The organism is Massilia paldalensis (assembly GCF_044901715.1).
In the GTDB taxonomy this organism is placed as follows: Bacteria; Pseudomonadota; Gammaproteobacteria; order Burkholderiales; family Burkholderiaceae_D; genus Telluria; species Telluria paldalensis.
Window position 1 is genome coordinate 449,834 of sequence record NZ_JBJCIU010000001.1, and the last position, 17,415, is coordinate 467,248.

Here is a 17,415-nt window from a genome sequence, read left to right on the forward strand (position 1 = left end):
TGGAAGAAAAGCGGCAACCCTGCGCGTTTGCCTTGCAACAATGTGTGATAAAGACGCCGCCATTGTGAATCAAAATTCCCGTCGGAAACCGGTCCGGCACATTACATTTCCGTAAGGTTCACGCCGTCGTTTTCAGCGCGATCCCGCTTCCGCCAAGGCTGGGCTTGCTTGCTGCCCTCTGCAGCAGCATGGCGACGGCATCGGCCACGCGTTCCGGGACGACCCCGGCCAGGCAGGAATGATGGCCGGCCCGGCAGGTGCTCTTATAGCAGAAACGACACGGTACGTCATGGAACAGCACGCGGTTCGGCACGGCCCACGGCGTGTGCTGGGGATTGGTCAGCGCATACAGGGCGACCAGCGGCGTGCCCACGGCAGCGGCGATATGGGCCGGTCCCGTGTTGTTGGCGACGGCGACGGCCGCCAGCGCCAGCGCGGCGCCCAGCTCTCCGAGCCCCAGCCTTCCGGCCAGGGAGACGGCCGGCACGCCGGCGGCGCGGCGGATGTCCTCGACCAGCGGCGCTTCGGCCGCGCTGCCGGTCAGTACCAGCGGCAAGCCGGGCCGCTCCGTCAGCAGGCGCAGGACCGCGGCCCATTGCGCCGGCGGATAGCGGCGCGAGGCGGCGCTTGCGCCCGGATGCAGCAGCAGCCACGGCGCGTCCGGATCGACGCCGTCCGCGCGCAGCAGCGCGCGCGCCGCCGCCACGTCGCGCGCGCGCGGCACGAAGGACAGCCGCGGGGACAGCGCCATGCCGGCCGGCGGACAGCCGACGCGCCGCACCAGGGCAAGCTGGCGCTGCACCTCGTGGCGCACCATGCCGGACGGCTCCGGATCGGGCGCCCAATCGGACAACAGGGCGTAGGGATTTTCGCGGCAGTGGGCCAGGCGCAGGGGAATGCCGGCCAGCTGGCACAGCAACGCCGCCGGCAGCGCGCTCTGCGTATAGGTGGTGAAGATCACGGCGCCGTCGAATGCGCGCGCGGCGAGCAGGTCGACCAGCGCCAGGCCATCGTCGTGGCCGGGGGCGTGGGAAGGCGCATCGGCAGCCGCGTGCGGATCGGCCTTCATCCACGCCGCGCGGTGGGCGATGACATCGTCGACCTCGGGGATGAAGGGCGCGGCTGCGGCGCCGGCCGGCGCGGTCAGCAGCGTCAGCGTGCGTCCCGGCACGGCGGCACGCAGCGCGCGCATGGCCGGGGTGCACATCAGCACGTCGCCCAGCGAGTCCAGGCGCACGCACAGGATGCGGCGCGCGTCCCGCCAGGCGCTCACGGCGCCGCTCCCTGGCTGGCGATCAGCATGGCGGCCGTGTACAGGTCGGGCGCCATGCGCGTCGGCACGCGGCGCGGACCGAGCCGCCATTCCGTTTCGTTGCCGTTGTCGATCAGGACCGTGCGGCAGCCGGCGCGGTTGCCCGCCTCGACGTCGTGCAGGATGTCGCCGATCATCCACGAGGATTGCAGGTCGATGCCGTGTTCGTGCGCGGCCTTGAGCAGCATGCCGGGCATCGGCTTGCGGCAATGGCAGTCGGCGGCATAGGACGCCACGCCGCCGTCCGGATGGTGCGGACAGTAGTAGAAACCGTCCAGCGCCAGCCGTTCGTGGAACAGCAGGTGCTGCAGGCGGTCGTGGACGATGTCCATGTCCGCCTCGCGCAGCCGGCCGAACGCGATGCCGGCCTGGTTGGTGACGACGAACAGGCGGTAGTCGAGCCGGGCCAGCAGGCGCAGCGCCGGGCCGGCGCCGCGGCACAGGGTGATGCGCTGCGGCTGGACGTTGTAGGGCAGGTCGTCGACGAGCGTCCCGTCCTTGTCGAGGAAGATGGCTTTCATGCGGGCGTATCGGTTCGGGCGTATGGTTCGGGCGTATGGGTCCGGGCATGTCGGTTCAGCCGCATGCGTGCGGCACCGGCGTCTGTCAGGGCCAGGACGTCTCCTGCATCGGCAGCACGGTCAGTTCCGCGACGACCGTGTCGCGCGGCAGCAGCAGCGCGTGCAGGATGGCGCGCGCCACGTCGGCGGGTTCCTGCAGGTGCGCCGGGTCGAGGCCGGGAAAACGGTCGAGCAGGAAGGGCGTGCGCATGCCGCCCGCCACCACCGCCGTCACGCGGATGCCGTGCGGGCGCAGTTCCGCGTGGAGCGCGTGCGACAGGCCGAGCAGGCCCCATTTGCTGGCGTGGTAGGCGCAGGCATTGGGCCAGGCGCGCTTGGCGGCGGTCGAGGCGACGTTGACGATGTCGCCGCCGTTGCCGCCGCCGTTGCCACGCATGTGGGCGGCCGCATGCTTGGCCAGCAGGAAGGGACCGTTCAGGTTGGTGCCGATGACGCGCAGCCAGTCCTGCTCGGACAGTTCGGCCAGCGGCAGCGTGACGTCGGTGCCGGCATTGTTGACGAGGATGTCGAGCCGGCCCATTGTGTCCAGCACGTGGCGGATGCCCGCGCGCGCGGCGCCGGGGTCGCCCACGTCGAGGGCCAGGCCGGCGGCGCGCACGCCGCGCCGGCGCAGCGCGGGCAGGGCGGCCTGCAGCGCATCGGCGCGAATGTCGGCGGCCACGATGTCCGCCCCGGCCGCGGCCAGCACGTCGGCCAGCGCGGCGCCCAGGCCGCTGGCCGCCCCGGTGACGAGGGCGACGCGTCCCTGCAAGGGGGCGGCAGGTGCCGGGGCGAACGAGGCGGCAGATGCGCTGCCGGATGCGGTGGCGGGCGCGCCGGCCGAAGGCGCCGCACCGGTGGGGTTGTCGGTCATGCCTGCTCCTGTTGTCGGGGACTGTCGATCGGGGCGCGCGTGTCGGCCAGCACGGCCGCGTACACGGCCATGAGCTGCCGGGCCACGGTGCGCCATGTGTAGTTGCGCCAGGCGCGACGCAAGCCCACCGCGCCCATCGCGCGCGCCAGCCGCGGGTCGCGCTGCAGGCGCAGCAGGCGTTCGGCCAGCGCCTGCGGGTCGCGCGGCGGCACGAGAAAACCCGTGCTGCCGTCGACGACGGTGCTCTTGATGCCGCCGACCTCCGCGCCGATCACGGGCCGCGCGCACGCCATCGCCTCGACCGGCGTGATGCCGAACGGCTCGTACCAGGGCGTGGTGGCGAAGGCGTCGGCGGCGCCGTACCAGTGGCGCAGCTGGCTGCGCGCACGCTGGCCGGCAAAGTGCACGTGGCCGGCGATGTCGAGCGCCGCCGCCAGCGCGCGCAGGCGCGCCAGCTCCGGCCCGTCGCGCACCGGACCCCGCGCGAGTTCGTCCGCCGCGCCGCCCGCGGTGGCGGCAGCGGTGGCGGCAGTAGCAGTGGTGGCAGTAGCAGCGGCGCCGGGCGCATCGCCGCCGACCACCAGCAGGCGGGCATCGATGCCGTGGCGCCGGCGCAGCAGGGCGGTCGCCTCGATCACCGTGTCCACGCCCTTGCGCGGCACGATGCGGCCCAGCTGCAGCACGGTAAAGCGGTCCGGTTCCAGGCCGAGCAGGGCGCGGGCCTGGGCGGCGTCGGTCGGCCACAGTTCCTCCGGGTCGAAGCCGCAGGGGACGATGGCGATGCGTCCGGGATCGGTGCCATACAAGGTCTCCATGTCGAGCCGGTCCTGCTGGCACTCGGCAATGATGCGGTCGGCGCTGCGCATCAGCCCGGCCTCGATGCCGGCGCGCTCCAGCGGAAAGGCGTCGGCGGCGCCCTGGGCCAGGCGGCGCACCTGGCCCAGGGCGTGGAAGGTGATGACGAAGGGAATGCCGAGCGCTTCCTTCAGCTGGCGCGCGACGATGCCGGACATGAAGAAATTCGCGTGCACGATGTCGTAGGGTTGGCGCTGCTGGCGCGCGAAGCGCACGACGAAGCGCGCGAAGGCCGGCATGCAGGACAGCAGGCTTTCCTTGGGCACGTGGCGCGCGGGGCCGGCCGGCACGTGCACGATGCGTACGTCGTCGTGCCAGGCCACCACCTGTTTCTGGCGCGGAGCGTCGCGCCGGGTGAACACGTCGACCGCGCAGCCGGCCAGCGCCAGTTCGCGCGCCAGCTGGGCCACGTAGACGTTCTGGCCGCCGCAGTCGATGCTGCCCGGCGCCGCGAGCGGCGACGCGTGGTCACTGATCAGGGCGACGCGGCGCGGCAGCGGGGCGGGAACGGCCAGCGCGGGATCGATGAGCTTCATGGCCGTCCTAGCCCGTCACCAGCTGCAGCGCGGCGTCCCAGTCGGCGCAGAAGCGCGCGATCGAGAAGCGTTCGCGGGTGCGGCGCCGGCCCGCTTCGCCCAGCTGCTGCGCGAGTCCGGCGTCGCGCAGCAGCGCGCGCATGGGCTCGGCCAGCGCGTCCTCGTCGGTGACGGCGAAGCCTGACACGCCGTGCTCGACGACGGTCGCCATCTCGGCCGTGGCCAGCGCCACCACCGGCATGCCGATCGCCATCGCCTCGAGGACGGCCAGGCTCAGGCTCGAATAGCGCACCGGCGCGAACAGGAAACGGTAGGCGGCCATGAACGGCGGCAGGGCGGGATGGTCGATCTCGCCCAGGCCGCCGAGTTCGGCGGCGCCCATGCCGACCAGGTCGAGCGGCAGCGCGTCACCGCCGTCGCGCAGGCGCAGGAACAGGTCGGCGCCCATGCGCCGGCCGCGCCGCGCCAGGTGGTTGGTGACCGTGAGGCCGCGCGCCAGCTCGCCGTGCCAGCGCACGGCGGGACGCACGGCGACGCCGTGTTCGATGACGCGGCTAGGGGTGCGTCCGCTGTTCCACATCAGGCGGTTGAACGGCGTGACATGGACCAGCAGCACCTCGGGATCGTCGACGAGGTGCGGCAGGTCGGTCGGCCAGGCGGTGGCGGCGGACCCTGCGCCGGCACCGGGGCCGATGCCCGGCGGTGCAATGCCTGGCGGATCGTGCTCCAGATAGATGCGCGGCAGTGCGCGCTGGGCCGGCGTCAGCAATTCGTACTGGTCGCGCAGCCAATGATGGTCTTCCTGGAACAGGATGCAGTCGAAGCGGCGTTCGCGCGTCTGCTCGGCCGGCAGGTCGTGCACGTTGGGGCCGAACGGGAACGGCCCGCAGCGCCCGCCGTAGCCGGGCGGGCGGCCGGGCTTGTACAGCACGTAAAAATCGTGCGGCGCGTGGGACAGGTAGTACAGGTAGCTGCCGTGCGTGTGCCAGGTGAGGACGTTCAGTCGGCGCATTCGCGGCTCCCCGCTCGGTCGATGACATCGATGGATGCCGCCGCAATGGCGGGCCGCACCGTCGCGTGGATCAGCGATGATGTGACTGGTTCGACAGGGAAGAGGGCGAGGGGGTTCCGGCGCCGGACGGGTGCCTGAACCTGTGTCAAGGATAGTGCGGGGAAGCCCAATACGGACGTGCCGCCGGCCTTTGCGAGGCGGGCGGCACGTCGGGGAACGTCAAGCGCGGATCAGCTCAGGGCTTGCGCTTGAAGCCGGTGTCGTCGTCCATGTTCTGGTCGCCGTGCAGCTTGTTCGCGTAGCCCGGGCTGCGCGGGTAGCCCCCGGCGGCGTCGTTCGACTCGTGCGCCGGCGGGCCGCTTTCGGCGCCGTCCGGTCCCGTCTGCGATCCCGGACGGTCCACGCTGCTGGCGCCGGCATTGCCCGGCGAGCGCGGCAGGCCGCCGGCCACGTCGTTCGATTCGTGCACGCCGTGGATGTCCGACTGCTGGTTGGCCATCGAGCGCGAGCCCGTCACGTCGAGCTGGGTATTGCCGCGCTGGGCCTCCTGGCCGCCGACGTCGCCATTGCCCGGACGGCTGGCCGGCCCCGGCATGCCGCCGCCGTCGCTGACGAAGCGGCGCGGCCGGTCTTCCGACTGGCGGTTGCCCATCGAACCCGTCTGCTCCGACGGGAAGCTGCTGCGCGAGCCCGGCATGCCGCCGCCCTGCGTCGACCCTTGCATATTGCCGGCATGCAGGTCGGGCTGGGCCGGATCCTGCGATCCCATCCGGCCGCGCACGGCGTCGCGGCCCATGTCGCGTTCCTGCTTCAGGTCGTAGCCCTGGTTCGGGTCGCCGGCGCTGAGCGGCTGCTGCAATAGGCCATAGGCGCCGGACTTCTGTTCCATCTGGCGCTGGTGGCTGTCCGTGATGCCCTGCACGGGGCCCGAGCCGCCGTTGATCTGGGTTTCCATCGAGCCGCCGGGGATGCCGGCGTCGTTGTCGTTGGCACGGCCTCCCATGCCGCCTGGCGCCGCGCCCGGGCCGGCGCCGCTCTGCTGCGTGCCCATGATGTCGCGCTGCTGGTTGCCTTGCTGCTGCACGCCCAGGCCCTGCGGATAGGTGTGGTCGAGCGGCTGGCCCTTGTCGGCCGTGTTGCCTTCGGAACCCGGCGTCCATTTTTCGTTGGCGCCGTTATTCGTCTGGTTGTTGATGCTGCTGCGTTGATTTGCGTCCATGATCGTCTCCTTTCGAGCGGGACCAGTGCGGGCCGGGCCCGCTACATGAAGAGCATGATGCGCGCCGCCCGACAAGTTCAGTATAGGAAGATGCACCGGGTATATGTAGGAGGAATACTGACGAGTAGTTAATGGTCGGAAAGCGGTCAGAAAGCCGACTGAAAGTAGTATTTCGATAGTGCATTTTCTGTCTCACGTTGTCCTACAAAGTCATCTGAAATGCTCCTATAGTCTCAGCCATCTGGCATGCCTAAGATGTTCCGACCGAGCGCTCAACGGTGACAATCGATGACATCGGCAGGCCTGCCGCAGGACGCGGCGGTTTTTACCGCGAAGAGGAGAGATAGCATCATGGCATCAAACAACCAGGGCAATAAACAAAGCGGCGGAACCAAGAATCGCGGTTTCGCATCGATGGATCCGGAGCGCCAGCGTCAGATCGCCAGCCAAGGCGGCAAGGCAGCGCATGAGAAAGGCACCGCACACGAGTTCACCTCGGAAGAAGCACGCCGTGCAGGCAGCATGAGCCACGGCAATCGCCAGTCGGCAAACAGCTCGTCGTCGCGCAACTCGTCGCGCGGCAACAAGCAGTAAATCGTCGCGCGGATGGACGGTGGCGGCGCCGTCCAGCCTGCCGAACAGCGGGGAGCTTCAGGCTCCCCGTTTTGTTTCTCTTTCACACAATTCCAGGATGGCTTGCGGTAGAATCGCCGGGCTTTTCAACCATTATTCATAGGAATTCGTCGTGAAATCTGCGGTCATTCGTCAAGTCAAGACCATGTCCATGTCCTGCGACAAGGTCGGCAACCTGCTGCTGGTCCGTTTCGCCACGGAGGGCGCCAGCGACGTGGGCGTTTTCGTACCGGCGTCGATCGTGTTCTTCCTCATCAAGAACCTGCCCGTGAACCAGGATCCGACGCTGCAGCCGCCGCCGCCGGGACCGCAGATCAGCGAATGGGACTGGCAGAATCCGAACATCCCGCGCGCCGCCTTCGTGCAGTGCAAGGTCTTGCCGGGCAAGATCAGCATGACCTTCAACCTCGACCGCAAACCGGATCTGACGGTGGTCCTCGACCGCAGCAACGTCGAACTGATGCGCCAGATCATGCTGGCCTACAGCGAAGAGCTGATCGACCTGGACGCATAAGCCGCCTCCGGCCATCCTGCGCCGGTGCCGTCTGCTTTCGTCATGCCGGGCATCGGCTATCATCCCTTTTTTGAACGGTTCTCAGAGGAACAGCCATGCCCATCAAGATCAGCCAGCTTTTCGATTCCGGATCGATCGACGTCGTCCAGGCCGCCGACCCGCGCCAGATCGACCTGAAGCTGCGCAGCGACTCGCACGCCGACATCCACCAGTGGTTCCACTTCCGCCTGCAGGGCGCGCGCGGCCAGGCGTGCACCATGCGTTTCCTGAACGCCGGGCAAGCCACCTATCCGAAGGGCTTCGAGGGCTACCAGGTCGTGGCCAGCTATGACACCGAGAACTGGTTCCGCGTGCCCACCAGCTTCGACGGCCAGGTCATGACCGTCGAGCACACGCCGGCGCTGGACAGCATCTACTACGCCTACTTCGAGCCCTACACCTGGGAACGCCACCTGCGCCTGCTGGGCGAGGTGGCCGAGAACCCGATCGCGCGCGTGCACGACATCGGCACCACGGTCGACGGCCGCGACATGAACCTGGTCGTCGTCGGCAATCCGCAGGCCGAGAAGAAGATCTGGGTGATCGCGCGCCAGCACCCGGGCGAGACGATGGCCGAGTGGTTCGTCGAGGGCATGCTGGACGCGCTGCTGGACGACGCCAACCCGGTGGCCAGGAAGCTGCTGCAGCGCTGCGTGTTCTACGTGGTGCCGAACATGAATCCGGACGGCTCCGTGCGCGGCAACCTGCGCACCAATGCCGCCGGCGCCAACCTGAACCGCGAATGGATGACGCCGTCGGCCGAGCGCAGCCCGGAAGTGCTGTGCGTGAAGGAACAGATCCACGCGACCGGCGTCGACATGTTCTTCGACATCCACGGCGACGAAGCGCTGCCGTACAACTTCGTGGCCGGTTCCGAGATGCTGGCCGACTTCACGCCGGAGCGCCTGGCGGCCCAGAACGCCTTCATCGACCGCTACATGGCGTCCAGCCCGGACTTCCAGAAGACCTATGGCTATGCCGCCAGCAAGTACAACGAGGAACTGCTGACGCTGGCCTCGAAGTACATCGGCCACACCTTCAAGTGCCTGTCGCTGACGCTGGAAATGCCGTTCAAGGACAACGCCAACCTGCCGGACGCCCACGTCGGCTGGAACGGCGCGCGCTCCGCGGCCCTGGGCGCGGCGATGCTGCAGCCGATCCTGCTGTCGCTGGACGACTGAGCGGGCCGGCCATGGGCATCGAGATCGAACGCAAGTTCCTGCTCGCGGGCGACGGCTGGCGCGGCCTGGGTACGCCCACGCTGATGCGCCAGGGCTACCTGGTCGCCGACGCCGTGCGCACGGTGCGCGTGCGCATCGAAGGCGAGCGCGCCGTGATCACCGTCAAGGGGAAAAGCACCGGCGCCAGCCGCGGCGAGTGGGAGTACGCCATCCCGGTGCCCGACGCGGCGGAACTGCTGGACGGGCTGTGCGAGCAGCCGCTGGTCGAGAAGGTGCGCCACCGCATCGACCATGCCGGCCACGTCTGGGAAGTCGACGAGTTCCTGGGCCTGAACGCGGGCCTGGTCGTGGCCGAGATCGAGCTGGGCGCGGAAGACGAGGCGTTCGACAAGCCCGACTGGATCGGCCAGGAGGTCACGGGCGACAAGCGCTATTACAATTCGAGCCTCATCCGCCATCCTTATTCCGAGTGGAAAGATAACGCATGATCCCCAGCCGCCGCGGCGTCCTGGCCCTCGTGGCCGCCATCCTCGTCGCCGGCACCGTGCCGGCATCCGCCGCGGCCCAGGCCGCCTCGTATTTCCCGCCGGCCGGGCAGTGGGCACGCAAGACCCCGGCCGAGCTGGGCATGGATCCGGACAAGCTGGCGGCGGCGGTCGCCTTCGCCCAGGCGCACGAGACGACGCGTGCGCGCGATTTCTCCGACCAGCAGCAGACCTTCGGCCAGCCGCTCGGGTCCCTGCCGACGCGGCGCGCGGCCACCAACGGCGTCGTCATCTACAAGGGCCATGTCGTGGCCGAGTTCGGCGACACGCATGCCGTCGACCCGACCTATTCGGTGGCGAAAAGCATGCTCTCGACGGTGGCGGGCATCGCCGTGCGCGACGGCCGGATCGCCGACCTCGATGCGCCGGTCGGCAAGACCGTGCAGGACGGCGGCTATGCCTCTGCCCGCAATGCGCAGGTGACGTGGAAACAGCACCTGCAGCAGGAAACGGAGTGGGAAGGCAGCCTGTGGGGCAAGAACGCCGACTTCGTCGGCAAGGAAGCGTTCGGCGCCGGCGAGCGCAAGCCGCGCGCGCTCGAGGCGCCGGGCAAGCACTACGAATACAACGACGTGCGCATCAACCGCCTGGCACTCTCGCTGCTGCGCGTATTCGGCAAGGCGGTGCCGGACGTGTTCCAGCAAGAAGTGATGGATCCGATCGGCGCATCCAGCACGTGGAAGTGGGTGCCGTACACCAATAGCTATGTCGAACTGGACGGCAAGCTCGTGCCCTCGGTCAGCGGCGGCACGCGCTGGGGCGGCGGCATGTGGATCGATTCCTGGGACATGGCGCGCTTCGGCTACCTGTGGCTGCGCGGCGGCAACTGGGCCGGCAGGCAGATCCTGCCGCCGGGCTATGTCAGGCAGGCGCTCGTGCCGAGCGAACACGGCCCGGACTATGGCTACCTGTTCTGGCTTAACACCAAGGGCAAGAACCTGCCGGGCCTGCCACCGACGGCCTATGCCGCGCTGGGCGCGGGCAGCAACGACATCGTCATTTCTCCCGAGCACGACCTGGTCGTCGTGTGGCGCTGGCATGCGGGCAATACGGCGGAATTCTCGCGCCGCGTGATCGAAGCGATCCGTTAAGTCGCCATTCGCGCTACCCATCCTTGGGTATAGGTTGTTTCTCCCTGCGCTTGCATTACCATGCTGCTTGCAATCCAATTAAGCTGGCGCGCGTCTGCCTGTTCATCGTAGCAGGCGCGGACATCGCCGGTCCGATGACCCTCATCGCGAATACACGAGACAGCCATGACCGACACCGCCACCGATTCCAGCCCCGAACCTTCCGTCATCGATCCGCGCTACCTGGTCGACCTGGCATCGCGCGGCCACCAGTTGTACCCGGTCCTCGGCGAGGACGACATCAAGCGCATCCGCCGCTTCGCCATCGAACGCCGCTGGCACGACGGCGAGACCGTGTTCCGCGCGCTCGTCGATTCGCCGGGGATGATCGTGGTCCTGTCCGGCCACCTGCGCTGCAGCCGCAGCAATGCGCTGGGCCATCGCGTCGCCGTCAATCTCTACGGCCCCGGCCAGTTCAGCGGCGAAGTGGCCCAGCTGTCCGGCCGGCCGCCGCTGGTCGACGGCGTGGCCGAGGGCGAGCTGGAGGCCCTCGTGCTGGATCCGGAAGCGCTGCGCGCCCTGTTGATGGGCGAGGCCATGCTGGGCGAGCGCGTGATGCGCGCCTTCCTGCTGCGCCGCGCGCGCCTGATCGGCGAGCAGCCGAGCGGTCCGATCCTGGTCGGTCCGCCGGGCCATCCGCGCGTGTTCGAGCTCGAGAATTTCCTGTCGCGTAACGGCCAGCCGTACACGCGGCGCGACCCCGCGTCCGATCCGGATGCGGCGCAACTGGTGCGCGAGCACTGGAGCAGCGAGACGGACTGGCCGCTGGTCGCCTTGCCCGACGGCTTCGTGCTGAAGAACCCGAGCCTGGCCGAAGTGGGCCGCTTCCTCGGCACGCTGCCGCGCATCCGGCGCGAGATGATCTACGACGTGCTGATCGCCGGCGCCGGCCCCGCCGGCCTGGCGACGGCCGTGTATGCCGCGTCGGAAGGCTTGTCGGTGATGGTGCTGGACCAGCGCGCCTATGGCGGCCAGGCCGGCGCCAGCGCGCGGATCGAGAATTTCTTCGGCTTCCCGACCGGCATCACCGGCCATGCGCTGGTCAGCCGTGCCTACGTGCAGGCGATGAAGTTCGGGGCCGAGGTCGCGATTCCCGCGCCGGCCATGCGCCTGCTGTGCAGCGAACGGCCGCTGCGCGTGGAACTCGACGACGGCACCTGCGTGCAGGCGCGCAGCGTCGTGCTGGCCACGGGCGCGCGCTACCGCAAGCCGGACCTGCCCGACCTGGCGCGCTACGAGGGACGCGGCGTGTACTACTGGGCGTCGCCCGTGGAGGCGAAGCTGTGCCGCAAGAAGACGGTGGTGCTGGTCGGCGGCGGCAACTCGGCCGGCCAGGCCGCCGTCTACCTGTCGGCCCATGCCGAGACCGTGCACCTGATGGTGCGCGGCCCCGGCCTGGAAGCGAGCATGTCGAGCTACCTGATCGAACGCATCGCCGCAACCGCGAACATCCAGCTGCACACCCACCTCGAGCTGGCCGCGCTGGAAGGCGACGACTCCGGCCTGAGCCGCGTGCGCTGCCGCAGCCGCAACGGCGGCGCGCCGGTCGTGTTCGACACCAGTTTCCTGTTCCTGTTCATCGGCGCCGATCCCAACACCGACTGGCTGCGCGAATGCGGCGTCGAGCTCGACCGCAAGGGCTTCGTGCTGACGGGCTTCGATGCGACGGGCAAGCATGGCGGGCGCGACCTGGAAACGAGCGTGCAGGGCGTGTTCGCGGTGGGCGATCTGCGGGCCGGCTCGACCAAGCGGGTGGCGGCGGCGGCGGGGGAGGGGGCGGCCGTGGTGTCGCAGATCCACGGGTTCCTGGCGGAGCAGGCGCAGGCGGACGTCAAAGCGGCCTGACGTTCAACACAACTTAAGCAACGTCGTCCCTGCTTTCGCAGGGACGACGGCTTTTGGGGGAGTGCTTCGTCCTAGTGGAAGTGCTCGTTCCCCGCCGGCGTATCCTCCGGCATCTCCGCATGCACCAGCTCGCCGGTCGGATCCGCGAACAGCGGCGCGCCGCAATCGTCGCAGTATTCGGCGACATAGCGTTCGCCGATGCGCTTGACGTGGGCGATGCCGACCTCGTTCAGGTGATGGACGATCTCGTCGATCGGCGCCAGCGGACGGGCGGGCACCGTTCCTTCCATCGGCGTGCCTTCCTCGTCTTCCTGGCCGTACAGGGGCCAGACGATGCCGTACACCACGTCCGACGACTGGCGCAGCGTGAAGCCGACGCGGTATTCGTCGACCTGGTTGTCGCTCGCCTCGTCGCCGAAGCCGGCCACGACGGCGCGCAGGTCGCCGGGTTCCACGCCCAGCGTGTTGGTGAGGTAGTGGACGGCGGCGCGGATCGAGACGGGACGGATGTCCTTGTCCGCCTCGCGGCAGGCCACGTAATACGCTTCCGGCAGCAGCAGGTCGACGCCGCAGCCCGGCAGCAGGCGCGCGATGTTGGGACCGGCCTGGGCGCGCCACTGTTCCAGCGCGTGCGTGCGTTCGGCTTCGAAATTGATCTGGTGCTGGGGTTCCTGCCAGCGGAACAGCGGGGCACCCACGGGCGCGACGATGGCGGCGATCAGGTAGCGCGTGTCGGCCAGGAACTGCGAGGTGTCGGGGCCGGGCGCGGCCGGCTTGATGTTGCCGCTGCCCTTGTGCGCGGCCTGGGCCAGCTTGTGGGTCAAGGCATAGGTCTCGGCATGGGTGCGCGGCAGCTGGTCGATCGAGTACAGCGTGGGCGCGATGGCGACCTGGGTGCCCTCGGCCAGCAGGTGGGCCGAGAAGTGGGCCGTCAGTGCCGACAGGATGTCGTTCGGGATCGTGCCGGACGGGATCGAGAAGCGGGTCCACGCCAGGACCGGCGCGGCAACCAGCAGGGCTTGCCAGGTGACGTCGGCGCCGTCGGCGCCCTGTTCGGTCATGGTCGAGGACTCGCTGACGGCTTCCACGCCATCCATCAGCACGTCGTACACTGCCAGGTCGCCCTTGAACAGGACGTTCAGGGCGGCGTCGATGCTGTCCTGGTGGTTGGACTTGAGCAGCTTCTGCAGCTGCTGGTCGAGGTTGCGTTCCCAGGTCCGTTCTTCGACGCGGCTGGCAGCCTGCACGATGGCGTTGCTGATGCTGACGAGACGCTGGCTTTCTGCCGATAGTTTGGGTGAGTCTTTGGAGGGGCGACGCATAGCGCTAGGGGAGTCTCTTCGGTAGTGATTGGATTCGATTGCTTGATGATGGACCGAAGGTCCAAGGGATCATCATAATCCCTTATCCCCGTTATTGTAGTTGATTCGGCCACACCCCTGTGACAGACCGGCAATCCCGCGTCAAGACCCTCCTTGCTGAATGGGAAAATGGCGCGCATAATGCGAATAATTCTCATTTGTATTGGTCTGAAGGAAGCGATCATGATGCTGCATATCCCGGGCGTGCTCAGTCCGGAACAGGTGGAGACGATGCGCGCGAAGCTGCGCGCCAGCGACTGGATCGATGGCCGCGCCAGCGTGGGCGAGCAGGGCGCCCGGGTCAAGCGCAACCGCCAGCTGGCCGAGGGGTCGCCGCTCGCGCTGGAGCTGGGCCAGGTCGTCAGTGCCGCCCTGATGGGCCATCCGCTGTTCTTCGCCGCCGTGCTGCCGCTGCGCATCCTGCCGCCCTACTTCAACAGCTACGCGGGCGGCGAGCATTACGGTCCGCACGTGGACGGCGCCATCCGCGCGAACCGGGGACAATCCGGCGGCGCCGCGCCCGTGCGCTCCGATGTCTCCTGCACCGTGTTCCTGAGCGAGCCGGACGAGTACGAGGGCGGCGAGCTGACCGTGATCGATACCTACGGGACGCACGAAGTGAAGCTGCCGGCGGGCGACGCCATCGTCTATCCGTCGACCAGCATCCACCAGGTGCAGCCGGTGACGGACGGCGAGCGCGTCGCGTCCTTCCTGTGGGTGCAGAGCATGGTGCGCGACGACTGGCAGCGGTCGATGCTGTACGAGCTCGATGCGAACATCCAGTCCCTGCGTGGCAAGCACGGCGACGGGCCGGAGCTCGTCGGCCTGACGGGGCACTATCACAACCTGTTGCGGCAGTGGGCGGAGGTGTAGGTGAGGGGGCAGGGCAGGGGTCAGAGCCCGGTGTTGCTTTTCAAGGGGCTCTGACCCCGGTGTTCAGCCGCGACGTCGGAAGCAAAAAGAAAAAAGCCGGGACCCGCGAGGGTCCCGGCCTTTTTGAGAACCGGGATCAGAGCCCTAACTGAAAAACCGGGCTCTGACCCCAGCTAGATTACGCAGCCAGCAGCTGGCGCAGCACGAACGGCAGGATGCCGCCATGCTTGTAGTAGTCGACTTCGATCGGGGTGTCGATGCGCAGCAGGACGGAGGTGGCCTTGGTCGTGCCGTCGGCGCGGTGGATCACCAGGGTCGCCTGCATCTGCGGACGGATCTCGCCTTCCAGGCCTTGCAGGTCGTAGGTCTCGTTGCCGGTGATGCCCAGCGACTCGACGCTGTCGTCGCCCAGGAACTGCAGCGGCAGCACGCCCATGCCGACCAGGTTCGAACGGTGGATGCGCTCGAACGAACGGGCGATCACGGCCTTCACGCCCAGCAGCTGGGTGCCCTTGGCCGCCCAGTCGCGCGAGGAGCCGGTGCCGTACTCTTCGCCCGCGAAGATCATCGTCGGGGTGCCTTCCGCGATGTACTTCATGGCCGCGTCGTAGATCGACAGCTGTTCGCCGCTCGGCTGGTGGATGGTGATGCCGCCTTCGACCGCGGAACCGTCTTCCTTCGGCGGGATCATCTTGTTCTTGATGCGCACGTTGGCGAAGGTGCCGCGCATCATGATCTCGTGGTTGCCGCGGCGCGAGCCGTAGGAGTTGAAGTCGGCCTTGATGACGCCGTGGTCCTTCAGCCATTTACCGGCCGGACCGTCTTCCTTGATCGAACCGGCCGGCGAGATGTGGTCGGTGGTGATCGAGTCGCCGAATACGCCCAGTGCGCGGGCACCGGCGATGCCGGCCGACGCGGCCTTCGGGGTCATCTCGAAGTCGCTGAAGAACGGCGGCTCGGCGATGTAGGTCGAGGTCGGCCAATCGTAGACCTGGCCCGACACCGACGACACGGCTTCCCACAGCGCGCCCGGGTTGCCCTTGACGTCCGCGTAGTTGTTCTTGAAGACGTCCGAGTTCATCGCGTACTGCATCAGCGCCTGGACTTCGTCCGAGGACGGCCAGATGTCGCCCAGGTAGACGTCGACGCCGTCGGCGCCCTTGCCGACCGGCTCGGTCATCAGGTCCTTGTTGACGTTGCCGGCGATCGCGTAGGCGACGACCAGCGGCGGCGAGGCCAGGAAGTTCGAGCGGATGTTCGGGTGGATACGCGCTTCGAAGTTACGGTTGCCCGACAGGACGGCGGCGGCGATGATGTCGTTCTGGGTGATCGTCGCGTTCAGTTCCGGGGTCAGGTCGCCGGCATTGCCGATGCAGGTGGTGCAGCCGTAGGCGGTCACGCCGAAGCCCAGCTTCTCCAGGTACGGCAGCAGGCCGGTGGCGGTCAGGTAGTTGGTGACCACGCGCGATCCCGGCGCCAGCGAGGACTTGATGTGCGGCGCCACGGTCAGGCCCTTCTCGGCGGCCTTCTTGGCCAGCAGGCCGGCGGCGATCATCACGCTCGGGTTCGAGGTGTTGGTGCACGAGGTGATCGCGGCGATCAGCACGTCGCCGTTCTTCACGCGCACGCCGTTGGTGGTCTCGTAGACTTTCGACAGGTCTTCGGCATGCTTGTTGAAGCCGTTGTCCTTGGTGGGCTTGGAGAACAGGTCGGCGAAGGTCGACTTCACGTTGCCCAGTTCGATGCGGTCCTGCGGACGCTTCGGGCCGGCCAGCGACGGGGTCACGGTCGACAGGTCCAGGTGCAGCACGCGGGTGTAGTCGATCTCGCCTTCCTTCGGCACGCCGAACAGGTTCTGGGCCTTGAAGTAGTTCTCGAAGGCGGCCAGTTCCTCGTCGGTGCGGCCGGTGCCGCGGAAGTAGTCGACGGTCTTGTCGTCGACCGGGAAAAAGCCCATGGTCGCGCCGTATTCCGGTGCCATGTTGCCGATGGTCGCGCGGTCGGTGGTCGACAGCGAGGCGGTGCCTTCGCCGAAGAATTCCACGAACTTGCCCACGACTTTTTCACGGCGCAGCATTTCGGTGATGGTCAGGACCAGGTCGGTCGCGGTGCAGCCTTCGCGCAGGGAACCGGTCAGGTTCACGCCGATGACGTCCGGGGTCAGGAAGTAGACCGGCTGGCCCAGCATGCCTGCTTCGGCTTCGATGCCGCCCACGCCCCAGCCGACGACGCCCACGCCGTTGATCATGGTGGTGTGCGAGTCGGTGCCGACCAGGGTGTCCGGGTAGTAGCTGTCGCCCTGCTTCATGACGCCGCGCGCCAGGTATTCCAGGTTGACCTGGTGGACGATGCCGAAGCCCGGCGGCACGACGCCGAAGGTGTCGAACGCCTGCATGCCCCACTTCATGAACTGGTAGCGCTCGTTATTGCGCTGGAACTCGATCTTCATGTTCAGGTCGAGCGAATCCGGGGTGCGGAAGTGGTCGATGGTGACCGAGTGGTCGACGACCAGGTCGACCGGCACCAGCGGCTCGATCTTCTTCGGATCGGCGCCGGTCTTGGCGGCGACGTTGCGCATCGCGGCCAGGTCGGCCAGCAGCGGCACGCCGGTGAAGTCCTGCAGCACGACGCGGGCGACGACGAACGGGATCTCGTCGACGCGCTGGGCGGTCGGGCCCCAGTTGGCCAGTTGCTTGACGTGTTCTTCGGTGACCTTCTTGCCGTCGCAGTTGCGCAGCACGGATTCCAGGACGATACGGATCGACACCGGCAGGCGCGACAGGTTCACGCCCAGTGCCTCGCCCAGTGCCGGCAGCGAGTAGAACTTGCCGGTCTGGCCCGCGAGAAGGGGGAATTCCTTCAGCGTGTTAAAAGTGTTATGAGACATACCAATCTGCTCCTTCAGTGGGGATTTTGTTGTTACAAC

At 68.1% G+C, this 17,415-nt stretch carries 15 protein-coding genes; 7 read left to right on the forward strand and 8 right to left on the reverse strand.

The features are described from left to right. Positions 1 to 118: 118 nt before the first annotated feature. The 6 genes from ACI1V7_RS01985 to ACI1V7_RS02010 all read right to left on the reverse strand — a co-directional run bounded on the left by ACI1V7_RS01985 (position 119) and on the right by ACI1V7_RS02010 (position 6,368). Positions 119 to 1,273: a glycosyltransferase family 9 protein gene (locus tag ACI1V7_RS01985; protein WP_404530103.1), complete on the reverse strand. Its 1,155-nt coding sequence runs from the start codon at positions 1,271 to 1,273 to the stop codon at positions 119 to 121. After that, the gene (locus tag ACI1V7_RS01990) at positions 1,270 to 1,833 is read right to left on the reverse strand and encodes a D-glycero-alpha-D-manno-heptose-1,7-bisphosphate 7-phosphatase (protein ID WP_404530104.1); all 564 of its coding nucleotides are present in this window, start codon (positions 1,831 to 1,833) and stop codon (positions 1,270 to 1,272) included. The genes ACI1V7_RS01985 and ACI1V7_RS01990 overlap by 4 nt, the downstream gene beginning before the upstream one ends. Before the next feature lie 85 nt (positions 1,834 to 1,918). Next, entirely contained in the window at positions 1,919 to 2,746 is an 828-nt protein-coding gene (locus tag ACI1V7_RS01995) for an SDR family oxidoreductase (protein WP_404530105.1), read from the reverse strand. Beyond that, a complete protein-coding gene (locus ACI1V7_RS02000; RefSeq protein ID WP_404530106.1) occupies positions 2,743 to 4,137 on the reverse strand; it encodes a glycosyltransferase in 1,395 nt (464 codons plus the stop codon). Before ACI1V7_RS02000 ends, ACI1V7_RS01995 begins: the two co-directional genes overlap by 4 nt. A gap of 7 nt (positions 4,138 to 4,144) precedes the next feature. Next, positions 4,145 to 5,149 carry a glycosyltransferase family 4 protein gene (locus ACI1V7_RS02005; protein WP_404530107.1) on the reverse strand — a complete coding sequence of 335 codons (1,005 nt, stop codon included), beginning with the start codon at positions 5,147 to 5,149 and terminating at the stop codon, positions 4,145 to 4,147. A 235-nt stretch (positions 5,150 to 5,384) separates the two neighbouring features. Then, positions 5,385 to 6,368, reverse strand: coding sequence for a hypothetical protein (locus ACI1V7_RS02010; protein WP_404530108.1), 984 nt, complete (start codon positions 6,366 to 6,368; stop codon positions 5,385 to 5,387). Positions 6,369 to 6,719: 351 nt separating this feature from the next. Between ACI1V7_RS02010 and ACI1V7_RS02015 the strand changes: the two genes are divergently transcribed. The 6 genes from ACI1V7_RS02015 to ACI1V7_RS02040 all read left to right on the forward strand — a co-directional run bounded on the left by ACI1V7_RS02015 (position 6,720) and on the right by ACI1V7_RS02040 (position 12,255). Further along, entirely contained in the window at positions 6,720 to 6,962 is a 243-nt protein-coding gene (locus ACI1V7_RS02015) for a KGG domain-containing protein (protein WP_404530109.1), read from the forward strand. Positions 6,963 to 7,113: 151 nt separating this feature from the next. After that, entirely contained in the window at positions 7,114 to 7,515 is a 402-nt protein-coding gene (locus ACI1V7_RS02020; RefSeq protein ID WP_404530110.1) for a hypothetical protein, read from the forward strand. A gap of 95 nt (positions 7,516 to 7,610) precedes the next feature. Then, positions 7,611 to 8,735 carry a M14 family metallopeptidase gene (locus ACI1V7_RS02025; protein WP_404530111.1) on the forward strand — a complete coding sequence of 375 codons (1,125 nt, stop codon included), beginning with the start codon at positions 7,611 to 7,613 and terminating at the stop codon, positions 8,733 to 8,735. Positions 8,736 to 8,746: 11 nt separating this feature from the next. Then, positions 8,747 to 9,223, forward strand: coding sequence for a CYTH domain-containing protein (locus ACI1V7_RS02030; RefSeq protein WP_404530112.1), 477 nt, complete (start codon positions 8,747 to 8,749; stop codon positions 9,221 to 9,223). Further along, a complete protein-coding gene (locus ACI1V7_RS02035) occupies positions 9,220 to 10,371 on the forward strand; it encodes a serine hydrolase domain-containing protein (RefSeq protein WP_404530113.1) in 1,152 nt (383 codons plus the stop codon). The genes ACI1V7_RS02030 and ACI1V7_RS02035 overlap by 4 nt, the downstream gene beginning before the upstream one ends. A gap of 165 nt (positions 10,372 to 10,536) precedes the next feature. Beyond that, entirely contained in the window at positions 10,537 to 12,255 is a 1,719-nt protein-coding gene (locus ACI1V7_RS02040; RefSeq protein ID WP_404530114.1) for an FAD-dependent oxidoreductase, read from the forward strand. A 71-nt stretch (positions 12,256 to 12,326) separates the two neighbouring features. Here ACI1V7_RS02040 and ACI1V7_RS02045 read toward each other — a convergent pair whose 3' ends face one another. Further along, entirely contained in the window at positions 12,327 to 13,577 is a 1,251-nt protein-coding gene (locus ACI1V7_RS02045) for a DUF2863 family protein (protein ID WP_404530115.1), read from the reverse strand. Between the two features lie 222 nt (positions 13,578 to 13,799). On the opposite strand from ACI1V7_RS02045, the gene ACI1V7_RS02050 reads away from it, so the two are divergent. Next, positions 13,800 to 14,489 (forward strand): Fe2+-dependent dioxygenase, encoded by a 690-nt coding sequence (locus tag ACI1V7_RS02050; protein WP_404530116.1) that lies wholly within the window; start codon positions 13,800 to 13,802, stop codon positions 14,487 to 14,489. Positions 14,490 to 14,667: 178 nt separating this feature from the next. Here ACI1V7_RS02050 and acnA read toward each other — a convergent pair whose 3' ends face one another. Further along, a complete protein-coding gene (acnA, locus tag ACI1V7_RS02055; RefSeq protein ID WP_404530117.1) occupies positions 14,668 to 17,376 on the reverse strand; it encodes an aconitate hydratase AcnA in 2,709 nt (902 codons plus the stop codon). Positions 17,377 to 17,415 lie beyond the last annotated feature (39 nt).

Bases quoted from the DNA above. Each gene is read 5' to 3' on its own strand.
- ACI1V7_RS02025 (WP_404530111.1), top strand. From the start codon at position 7,611: ATGCCCATCAAGATCAGCCAGCTTTTCGATTCCGGATCGATCGACGTC.
- ACI1V7_RS02030 (WP_404530112.1), top strand. From the start codon at position 8,747: ATGGGCATCGAGATCGAACGCAAGTTCCTGCTCGCGGGCGACGGCTGG.
- ACI1V7_RS02040 (WP_404530114.1), top strand. From the start codon at position 10,537: ATGACCGACACCGCCACCGATTCCAGCCCCGAACCTTCCGTCATCGAT.
- ACI1V7_RS02010 (WP_404530108.1), bottom strand. From the start codon at position 6,368: ATGGACGCAAATCAACGCAGCAGCATCAACAACCAGACGAATAACGGC.
- acnA (WP_404530117.1), bottom strand. From the start codon at position 17,376: ATGTCTCATAACACTTTTAACACGCTGAAGGAATTCCCCCTTCTCGCG.
- ACI1V7_RS01995 (WP_404530105.1), bottom strand. From the start codon at position 2,746: ATGACCGACAACCCCACCGGTGCGGCGCCTTCGGCCGGCGCGCCCGCC.
- ACI1V7_RS02045 (WP_404530115.1), bottom strand. From the start codon at position 13,577: ATGCGTCGCCCCTCCAAAGACTCACCCAAACTATCGGCAGAAAGCCAG.
- ACI1V7_RS02000 (WP_404530106.1), bottom strand. From the start codon at position 4,137: ATGAAGCTCATCGATCCCGCGCTGGCCGTTCCCGCCCCGCTGCCGCGC.
- ACI1V7_RS02050 (WP_404530116.1), top strand. From the start codon at position 13,800: ATGATGCTGCATATCCCGGGCGTGCTCAGTCCGGAACAGGTGGAGACG.
- ACI1V7_RS01990 (WP_404530104.1), bottom strand. From the start codon at position 1,833: ATGAAAGCCATCTTCCTCGACAAGGACGGGACGCTCGTCGACGACCTG.
- ACI1V7_RS02005 (WP_404530107.1), bottom strand. From the start codon at position 5,149: ATGCGCCGACTGAACGTCCTCACCTGGCACACGCACGGCAGCTACCTG.
- ACI1V7_RS02015 (WP_404530109.1), top strand. From the start codon at position 6,720: ATGGCATCAAACAACCAGGGCAATAAACAAAGCGGCGGAACCAAGAAT.
- ACI1V7_RS02035 (WP_404530113.1), top strand. From the start codon at position 9,220: ATGATCCCCAGCCGCCGCGGCGTCCTGGCCCTCGTGGCCGCCATCCTC.